The following is a 9271-nucleotide window of genomic DNA, read 5'->3' on the forward strand; positions in this document are numbered from 1 at the left end:
TCATGGAACAATCGACTGCGATAGACTCTAATAGATCACATATACAATTATATATGATCACATCCTCGAGAGAGTGAATAACCTAATAGTGCTCCAACATTCGATATTTTTCTACTTTCTGTAGAAGGTTCGATACGCGGTACAAAAGCTGATTAGCCCCCGTTGAAAGCTTGTTCTTGGATTAAGTAACAGAAAACAGGAACGTAACTCGTGGAGGCAGTTAGTGGTTACCGATTACCAGACATCTTCGAAACTCTCCTCGTATTCGTTGATCCTCGATTCGGATGGCGGCGCAGTGACCTGTGCAACGACGAGCATTACCAGTATCTGGGTTGCCAACAGTGGCACGAACGGGTGGAATCCGACCACCTCCGGTGGCAGTGGGCCGTATTCGAACGCCCAGATTCCAACGAATCCGTAGATCACGCCGGCGTAGATGCTCGCTTTCGTCGAATTACGCCAGTAAAACGCCGCTGCCATCGGCACGAACAGGAGCCCATATCCTGCGAATGCGAACGTCGCCGTGTCGACGACGGTATCCGATGTGAGTAATGCTCCGACGTAGGCAAGCACGAATATGGCCACTAGAAACACTCGAGTGTACCAGACGGCTTTTGCGTCGGTCACGTCGTCCCAGAATTTCCGGAGGACGTCTTCGCTGAAGAACGTACTCAGCGTGAGAACCTGCCCATCGATGCTCGACATCATCGCCGCCAGAATGCCCGCGAGTGCGAGTCCGACCCCCCACGTCGGGAGGAATTCGAAGACGAGTTCTGGCAAGATAAAGTCTGGATTCTCCAGGTTCGGGAGCTGTGCGATTCCCCAGAATCCGAGCAAAACCGTCGGGACCCAGACTAACAGCACGGCGATCGGATAGATGACCGAAGTCTGTTTGAGCGTCGTAAACGATCGAGCCGTCATATATCGAAGGATCAGATGTGGAAACATGAACGCTCCCAGCGCGACGATAATGCCCTGCGAGAAGTACATCCGAGTCTCGTACGGTGGGAGCCCCTCTCGATTGAGGAGGATACCGTCGTTTATCTGCGCGACTGCATCGGTCGCCGCTCCGAACCCACCGATTCGGATCGGGATGTAGATGAAAAACGCCAGTAGAATCGTCATGAACACCATTCCCTGGAAGGTATTCGTCCACCCTGTCCCTCGCATTCCGCCGGGGTAGACGTACAATCCCGTAACGACGATGGTGACGAGCGCCCCGAGCCAGTAGGGAATCATCCCGCCCGTGAGTGACTCGAAGACGATTCCGCCTCCTTGCACACCGACAAGGATGTACGGAATCGTCCAGATAGTGAAAATCGCCATAACGAGAAGCCCGAGATTGTTGGCTTCCCACCGGTGGTTGAATATCTGGCCCGGAGTGATATGGCCGAATTCTTTCCCCACGATCCAGATACGATACCCGAACGTCATGAGGAACACCGGGAACAGGAACGCAAAGAGCGACACGAAAAACCCGTATGCGCTGACTCCCGTCGAGTACGCGAGTCCCGGTGCCCCGATCATCACGACGGAGGTCATGTTCGTCGCGAACAGCGCAAAGAGGAGCACGACCGTCCCGAACGACCGACTCGCCATGAGGAAGTCTTCTCTGGAATCACCCGTGATACGGGAGGCCGCAGCCCCAACAAGAATCACGAGTAGCAAGTACACGGCTGTAATCCCGAGGATGATCGCGTTCGATGTCGAGATCATTCTGCCTCACGCTCCGATTCGTATCGTTCCGGTGGCGTCGGGGCCAAATAGTACATCACGACCAGAATACCGAACCCGACGAGATTGAACGCCATATCGTAGGCGATCTGTACGGGCAACCAGCCGAACACGATCGCAGTCGAACCGAAGAGTCCGACCAGTTCGCTCTGATGGAGCACGATCATTGCACAGATCGCGATGAATAGCGCCGCTTGCTTCCCGTTATTTGGATACCATAAGCTACCTTTTAGCATGTTCTATCGTACCATTCCCAGCCGCCCCATATATACATGGGTGGTTCTTATCTAATTACTGATGATATATGTGTCGTGACGATGCTCAGAACGGGTTCGATCCACCGTTCGTATCGCTAATAACCAGTTCGGTCGTCAGTCGCCTCTTTCGCCCGTATAGCCTCCAGCAATGAGCACGGAGCGATCGGCCTCAAGAATGATTTGCTGTGCGACGCTCCCGAAAAGCACCTTCCCGACAGGACTTTGTGTAGTCCCTCCTACACAAATCGCGTCGGCGTCGATTTCGTCGGCAATCTCGATCACGAACGATGCTGGTTCCGCCTGCTTGTCACGCAGTTCGTACGGAATCTCGTGCTCGTCAAAACGGGTTGTTACTTCCTGGACGGACTCGAGAGCGACAAGTTCGTCGTCCGGGCCTTTGAACTCGAAGCCGTGTGCGATCGTGACTGCGATCGTATCGGGAGACGCCGCGAGGTCGATAATCGCCTGTGCCTGCGATATCGAACGATCCACGTCGGTGTCGATGGCCAGAACAATACGGTACATGTCAGTTGGTTCAACGCGAGTCATCAAAGCAGTTGCGTCGGTAACTGTTCGAGAATACGTCCGCACCTTACTCGGTCGCCGAATCGGTTTAGAGGCGGTCGATCGGCCCGTAGTACGTACAGAGATCCGCACGGCTCGTTCCGACTAACGTATTAATCTCGTCCGCGGTCGTCGCCTGAACCGTTGCCATCGTAGGCACACCGACTTCGTTGCGGATTTCGTCGCTAAAGTTGGCCAATCCGTGCACGTTGTCGTCGGTCTGGGCCGCCGAAACGCCACCAGCGACCGGAGCGAGGAGATCGATGCCGTGCTCCGAGAGTTCGCGTGCGATAACGAACGAATCGGCGAGCGTCAACCCGTCGTCGACCAGGTCTGTCGCTTGCACGACCGCACCCAGGGGCTTCGAGGCCGGCCACGCTGCGCGGACTGCGTCGACGACCTCGAGCGGGAACTGCAGTCGTTCCTCGAGTGAACCGCCGTACTCGTCGGTTCGCTCGTTACTGAGTGGGGACAGGAACGACCCAAGGAGGTATCCGTTCCCGAGTTGGATCTGGAGATACTCGAAGCCGGCTTCGTCGGCCCGTTTCGTCGACGCGACGAAGTCGTCTTTGATCCGTTCGAGATCCGCGGACTCCAATCGGTCGGGCGCGTACGAACGCGGGCGAGTTGAATACTGGTCCGTGACTCGCGGCGCCCACGACTCGTTTCGGTCAACCGGACCCTCGAGGCCGAACGGCTGTGTCTGTCGCGCTCCGTTCGTCCCCGCGTGTACTAGGGTCGTGCCGACCGGTGTGGACGCTGTCACAACCGTCTCCGCCCAGGCAGTGGCGTGCTCGTTGCGATAGAGGCCGGGACTGCCAGGCGTAATTCGACCGTCTTTGGACACGGCGAGCGGCTCGGTCATCGTCAGGCCGGCACCATCACCACACTGCTCGGAGAAGGCGCCGAGTTGTGCGTCCGTCGGCGTTCCATCCTGCGCTGTGAACGTCTGTGCAGCGACGCGAACCGCTCTGTTCGAGAGGGTGAGATCGCGCAGTTCGAACGGCTGTGTTGCAGGTGCTGCAGGCCCATTTCGGCTTTCGGACTTCCCGGCGGCCGGTGCGTTCGTGGCAAACCACCGCTCGAGTTCGTCGACGAGGTCGGGATCGCGTCGGGCCATGCTATCGTACGTGAGTCGACCAGACCGAGTGAGATGGTGCAGTACAAACTGGATGCCGTCGAAATCGTAGAACCGGCGGATGTCTTCGAAGTGGATACGGCTCCGTTCCCCGGATCGTTGCAGCGACGTTGCGATGGGGCGGCGCTGGTTTTCGTACTCCTCGAGGGCCGTTGTGACGGATCCGTTGGGGTCCTCGAGTGCGCCACTGAGCGCGATCGCATCCTCCATCGCGAGGGTCGTCCCGGATCCGATCGAGTAGTGGGCCGTATGCGCCGCGTCACCGATGAGGACGAGGTTTTCGTGCGACCAGCGTTCGTTCTTGACCGTGGTGAACGTTTGCCATCGATCGACCTGCGAAAGCAGTTCGTGCCCGCCGAGATGGTCCGCAAAGACGTCCTCGAGGTAAGCCAGATACTCGTCCTCGGGCAACTTGTCCAGTTCGGCGTTCGCCCACGTTTTCGCATCGCAGTCAACGATGAACGTACTCACGGATCCGGGGTAGGTGTGTGCACACCAGATACCGTCTTCGTTCTCGACGAAGATGTGGCTCAACGCGTCGAAGTCTGCTTCGGTTCCAAACCAGGAGAACCGTGACTCACCGTCAATGGTTTCCGTTCCAAACTCGTCGGCGAACTGTGTTCGCGTCTCGCTATGGATCCCATCGGCACCGATCACAAGATCTGATTCGGTCGCCAGCGCGTGCGGATCCTCGATCTCACTCTCGAACTCGAGGGTCACGCCGAGTTCGCGACACCGCTCCTGAAGGAGCTCGAGCAGGTCCGTTCGGAGCATGCTGACGAACGAGTGGCCCGACGAGCGATACCGTTCGCCCTTGTAGAAGAGATCGAATGGCTCCCACTGGGTCGATCGCTCGATGATCGCTTCGTAGGACGGCTCATCGACTTCCTGCAATTTCGAGAGCGTCCGATTCGGCAGGACGATTCCCCACCCGTATGTAACACCCTGTGGATTCCGTTCGTGGACGGTAATCTCCCAGTCCGGATTCGCTTTTTGCAGGAGAATACTTGCGTACAGTCCGCCGGGCCCGCCTCCGATGGTTGCGATGTCCATCACACGGTCACCTCGCCGGCATATCGTACACACGTGGCATTCTGGACGGAAGCCAGCTTTACGCTCATTACGTCTACCCATGATCCGTGGCGGATCTTAATAATTTCGCATACCACAGCGATCGCTACGGACGATCGATGCTGTCCGCGGAAACCGGTATGCTCACGGAATGGCATTGCCGCGAAAGACCGCTCGCTGTTACCGCGGGTGATGAGAACGTGTTTTCATACCAACATAGCAATTAAATGCTGCTGCCTGAGTACTAGTGAGTGAATGCAACTACCGTCAGCTGAGATCGATGGCTACGTACCGTTTTCTGACGAGCGAGCCACGAGGTACATCGAAGACGGCTCCTGGAACGAGCAAGCGTTCCACGAAGTCCTCGACGAACGGGCCGAGCGCCATCCCGACCAGACTGCAGTCGTCGGTCCCGACCGAGAACTGAGTTACGCACAACTCGTTGAAACGTCCAAGCGTATCGCCGCGTTCTACCAGCACGAAACGGACCTCGAACGACTCGACAGAGTCGTTTTTCAACTCCCCAATTCGGTCGAATTCCTCGAGATGTTCTTCGCGTGCTCTCGACTCGGGGTTATCCCGGTCATGCTGTTGCCCCGACACCGCGAAAGCGAGGCGCGACACGTCGTCGAGCTGACTGACGCGAAGGCCTACATCACGACCGGAGACCGATACGACCTGGGTTTCGATTACGTCGACTTCGTAACCGAATTCGCGGACGAATATTCGACCCTCGAGCAGCTAGTGGCCGTTGCCGGGGCACAACAGGAGCTTCCGGCGAACTGGTCCGGATTCGACGAGATACGAACGGCGTACGAACCCGGCGACCTGTCGCCGGTCGACGTCAATCCGAGCGATCCGGGCGTGATGCTCCTGTCCGGTGGCACCACGGGACTGCCGAAAGGGATCCCCCGAACGCACAACGATTACGTCTTCCAGTGGGAACAGATGGCCGCGGCAGTCGATGTACAGGAAGACTGGACCGCGTTCCCGAGCGTTCCGATCGGCCATAATGCCTCGCTGTGTTGTGTCATCGGATCAGCTATCTGGGCCGGAGCAACGATCGCCGTCGAACCGGTGTTGAAACCAGATCGGCTCTTGGAACTCATCGAAGACGTCGGCGGCACCTACTCACTGCCGGTTCCAACCCAACTCGTCGATATTCTCGAGCACCCCGACCGAGACTCGTACGACCTGTCGTCGCTCGAGGTGCTCATCAGCGGCGGGCAGAAGGTGCCCCCACGAGTGGTCTACGAACTGGTCGAGGAGTACGAGATTGGCTTTTGCAACATCTTCGGGATGGCCGAAGGACCGCTCATTTGCACTCGTCCCAACGACGACGTCGATACGCAAGCCAACACCGTTGGCCGACCGATCGCACCTGACGAGGACGAAATAAAGATCGTCTCTGAAGACCGCCAGTCAACTGTCGACCAGGGCCAGCAGGGTGAGCTCACCGTTCGCGGACCCGGCTACTTCACGGGCTACTTCCGGACGCCCGAAGAAAACGCCGAAAACTTCGACGACGACGGATGGTTTTACACCGAAGATCTGCTCTCGATCGATGATGATGGGAACTATCGCGTCCACGGCCGGATCAAAGAAACGATCATCCGCGGTGGCGAGAACATCTACGCGCCGGACCTCGAGGACGTGATAATCGAACACGAAGCGATCGAGAACGTCGCAGTGATCGGGATGCCCGACGAACGGCTCGGTGAGCGTCCTGTGGCATTCGTTGAATTACGGGATCGTGGAGATGATCTGACACTCGAGGCGCTACAGTCGTATCTCAGTGACCGTGGGATCGCCGTATTCAAGCGGCCCGAGCGATTGGAAATCGTCGATGATCTCCCGCGGACGAGCGTCGGGAAAATTGCAAAAGTCGATCTCGAGGAACGGATTATCGAGCAACTCAAGAACGAAGGACAGCTTTCGGACGAGTACTAACTGGTCATCGTTCACGAGTCATTCTCTGCTGTGTCGCCAGGCGAACGGGTTGTGTCCCTCACGGTCGTCCGATGATCGATACGTTTCGTCAGCGAACAACCGCTTTGCGTGCACGATTTATGCGAGCCAGAAAGGGCGTAGCATGACGAAAATTGAATATTTACACCGTACTTACCCTTGAGACGGTTCGCTGCTCGAGAGATACTCATCTAGCCCCTTCCTTCACTCCAACCGCATATCGTGGTGTTCGTTATCTTACGACGTGACGGGACTCGAGTCTTCCATTAACGACCATTACTGACTGATAATGAATTCCGAAATATAGTGTAAATCGACTCGAGTAGTCTATTCGTTTTCATCTGAAGGAGATAAGAACGTGTTTTTGAAAAACTGTTTTCTACTTTTTCTGTTCCGTGTTATGCAATATCCTGCGTGTATTGATGAAAATCATTAGGGATATGGATTGGCGTTCTATGAGACGGAACGAATTCACGGAGGGAACTCGACTGCGTTGTAGCCGGGGTGGGGAGACCGAAGTCATCGAACACACCCACCATTTACATTCATACACATGTAATAATATTTGATTGCGACGTTTTTGGGTGATTTGATAAATTCGATATGGTATCGACAGCAGAACGCGAAGTGTTCTGTGGCTCTTTGCTACCGTGAACCACTATTCATTAGATATATGTTATTAGTGTCGCAGAGAACTATTGTATATATAATACAATATATTGGGTCAAAGTTGAGTCTAGGTGTCGCAGCCACTGGCACGAGCAATGATCCACTCGCTTCATTTAGCGCTGATTGATTGAAAAACAGCATCTCCAACACAGTGGTTCTTGTTGATGACAGCGATTACCTAACTTTTCCTGCTCGAGTGATTATATGCGACTATACCAACTATATCAAACAAAATTTGATCGAAAATGGTTATAGACCACCAATATATGGTAGATCACGTTATAGTCGTGTATTGTCAGTCGATCGAGCGCGGTTAAAGTATTGTGTTGAAAACCCACTACTACAATATAAAATAATGATTTAATAAATAATAATATATGTTTAGAGTGCTAACCGAGACAGTGTCTTCAGCGATTAATCTGACATCTCACTCTGTCGTCAACTGTGAACAGCAATACTCATTTCTCTCTTCTATTCGTTGAAGGACTCCAAGAGGGATGGTTGCGATAGTATGCTGCGTGAGACCCTCTACTCATCCACTGAACGAACGTATTAGTAGATACGCTCGGTCGCAATTTTGGCACCATCAACGAGTGCCGCTAACTTTTTCCACGCTATTTCGGGATGAACCATTCCGATTCCTGCCTGTGTTCCGAAGCCACAATCAGGTGCGGCGACTATCGGCGTCGAATCGTCGACCACGTCGACGATCCGCTCCAGGCGGTCTGCGATGGTCTCTGGGTGGTCGACGATGTTCGTCTTTACGTCGACAACGCCGGGGATCAGCGACCAGCCGTCGGGAAGTGGATGCTCGGCGAACGCGCGGTATTCGTGCTGGTGGCGAGGGTTGGCCTGCTCGACACTGAGCCCCGTGATGTCTGCCTCGTAGATCTCCGGGAGAAGATCGACGAGGTCCGTGTCAAGATGGTGAGGTCCTTCGTAGCTTCCCCAACAGGTGTGAATCCGGACCTGTTCTTCTGGAACGTTCGAAAGCGCCTCATTGAGTGCTTCGACGTGAAGTCGAACGGCTCCCTTGACATCCTCGAGCGGTTTATCCGCATACGTGGGCGTATGACCCACGGTGAGGAACTCGGGAGCATCGATCTGGAGAGTCATTCCAGTCTCGGCGACGAGCTCGTACTCTTCGGACATCGCGTCCGCGACGGAAAAGAGGAACTCCTCGTAGGAGTCGTAGTAGTCATCGACGTGTGTAGCGGTGATGACGCTGGGAGACGCCGAGGTCACGAACGTTCCTTCGAAGTCGGCGTCGACGGCCCCGAGGGCGTCGCGAAATTCTTCGAGTTCGGTTCTGGCCTCGTTGTGACCGGTGTATTCGACGGGACCGGTAACGACAGGCTGCATCGAGAGGTCGATGACGTCCGTCTTGAACGTCTCCTCGGCGTAATCGGGGAACTCCTGGAGATCCGCCCAGAGTTCCTGTTCGCGCTTTCCGTCGATTCCGCTGAGGCGGTCTGCTACGTACCAATTGAACGAGACCCGGGACTGTTCGCCGTTGTTGGCCACATCGATGCCGACCTCCGCCTGACGCTCGAGGACATCGTACGTGGCGTCCGAGACGGCAGTGTCCCACTCCTCGATATCGATTTCTTCGCCGTTCTGGCGCTTCGTAAGGAGATCGAGCAGCTCCGGTGATCGAGGAAGACTGCCGATATGCGTCGTACGAATCCGATCGTCATTTGCTGTCATTGCGATACTTGTGTGTAATATATACCATCCGCAATATAACTCACGGTATTCACATCTCGTTGTGGTACGATTGAATACTCAGTGTGATCTGATGGAACACTCAGTGTGATCTGATGGAACACTCAGTGTGGTCTGATGGGACGCTTTCTTCAGTATATAGACG

The 9271-nt window shown here is 55.2% G+C and carries 6 protein-coding genes; 1 reads left to right on the top strand and 5 read right to left on the bottom strand.

The window, feature by feature from the left end:
• Positions 1 to 234: 234 nt before the first annotated feature.
• From HALLA_RS18305 to HALLA_RS18320, 4 genes are all read right to left on the bottom strand, one after another.
• Positions 235 to 1716, bottom strand: a complete 1482-nt coding sequence (locus HALLA_RS18305; protein ID WP_049954910.1) for a sodium:solute symporter family protein — start codon at positions 1714 to 1716, stop codon at positions 235 to 237.
• Positions 1713 to 1901: a hypothetical protein gene (locus tag HALLA_RS18310; RefSeq protein WP_049954911.1), complete on the bottom strand. Its 189-nt coding sequence runs from the start codon at positions 1899 to 1901 to the stop codon at positions 1713 to 1715. The genes HALLA_RS18305 and HALLA_RS18310 overlap by 4 nt, the downstream gene beginning before the upstream one ends.
• Before the next feature lie 204 nt (positions 1902 to 2105).
• Complete coding sequence (locus HALLA_RS18315) at positions 2106 to 2516, bottom strand: universal stress protein (protein ID WP_049954912.1); 411 nt, start codon at positions 2514 to 2516, stop codon at positions 2106 to 2108.
• 88 nt (positions 2517 to 2604) lie between these two features.
• Entirely contained in the window at positions 2605 to 4746 is a 2142-nt protein-coding gene (locus tag HALLA_RS18320) for an oxidoreductase (RefSeq protein ID WP_049954913.1), read from the bottom strand.
• Positions 4747 to 5019: 273 nt separating this feature from the next.
• Between HALLA_RS18320 and HALLA_RS18325 the strand changes: the two genes are divergently transcribed.
• Entirely contained in the window at positions 5020 to 6714 is a 1695-nt protein-coding gene (locus HALLA_RS18325; protein ID WP_049954914.1) for a (2,3-dihydroxybenzoyl)adenylate synthase, read from the top strand.
• A gap of 1239 nt (positions 6715 to 7953) precedes the next feature.
• Here HALLA_RS18325 and HALLA_RS18330 read toward each other — a convergent pair.
• Positions 7954 to 9108 (bottom strand): cobalamin-independent methionine synthase II family protein, encoded by a 1155-nt coding sequence (locus tag HALLA_RS18330; protein ID WP_049954915.1) that lies wholly within the window; start codon positions 9106 to 9108, stop codon positions 7954 to 7956.
• Between the last annotated feature and the right edge of the window lie 163 nt (positions 9109 to 9271).

Origin of the sequence: Halostagnicola larsenii XH-48, from assembly GCF_000517625.1 — an archaeon.
GTDB lineage: Archaea > Halobacteriota > Halobacteria > Halobacteriales > Natrialbaceae > Halostagnicola > Halostagnicola larsenii.

Coding starts and splice junctions, on each gene's coding strand:
- HALLA_RS18305 (WP_049954910.1), bottom strand. CDS start 1,716: ATGATCTCGACATCGAACGCGATCATCCTCGGGATTACAGCCGTGTAC.
- HALLA_RS18310 (WP_049954911.1), bottom strand. CDS start 1,901: ATGATCGTGCTCCATCAGAGCGAACTGGTCGGACTCTTCGGTTCGACT.
- HALLA_RS18315 (WP_049954912.1), bottom strand. CDS start 2,516: ATGTACCGTATTGTTCTGGCCATCGACACCGACGTGGATCGTTCGATA.
- HALLA_RS18320 (WP_049954913.1), bottom strand. CDS start 4,746: ATGGACATCGCAACCATCGGAGGCGGGCCCGGCGGACTGTACGCAAGT.
- HALLA_RS18325 (WP_049954914.1), top strand. CDS start 5,020: ATGCAACTACCGTCAGCTGAGATCGATGGCTACGTACCGTTTTCTGAC.
- HALLA_RS18330 (WP_049954915.1), bottom strand. CDS start 9,108: ATGACAGCAAATGACGATCGGATTCGTACGACGCATATCGGCAGTCTT.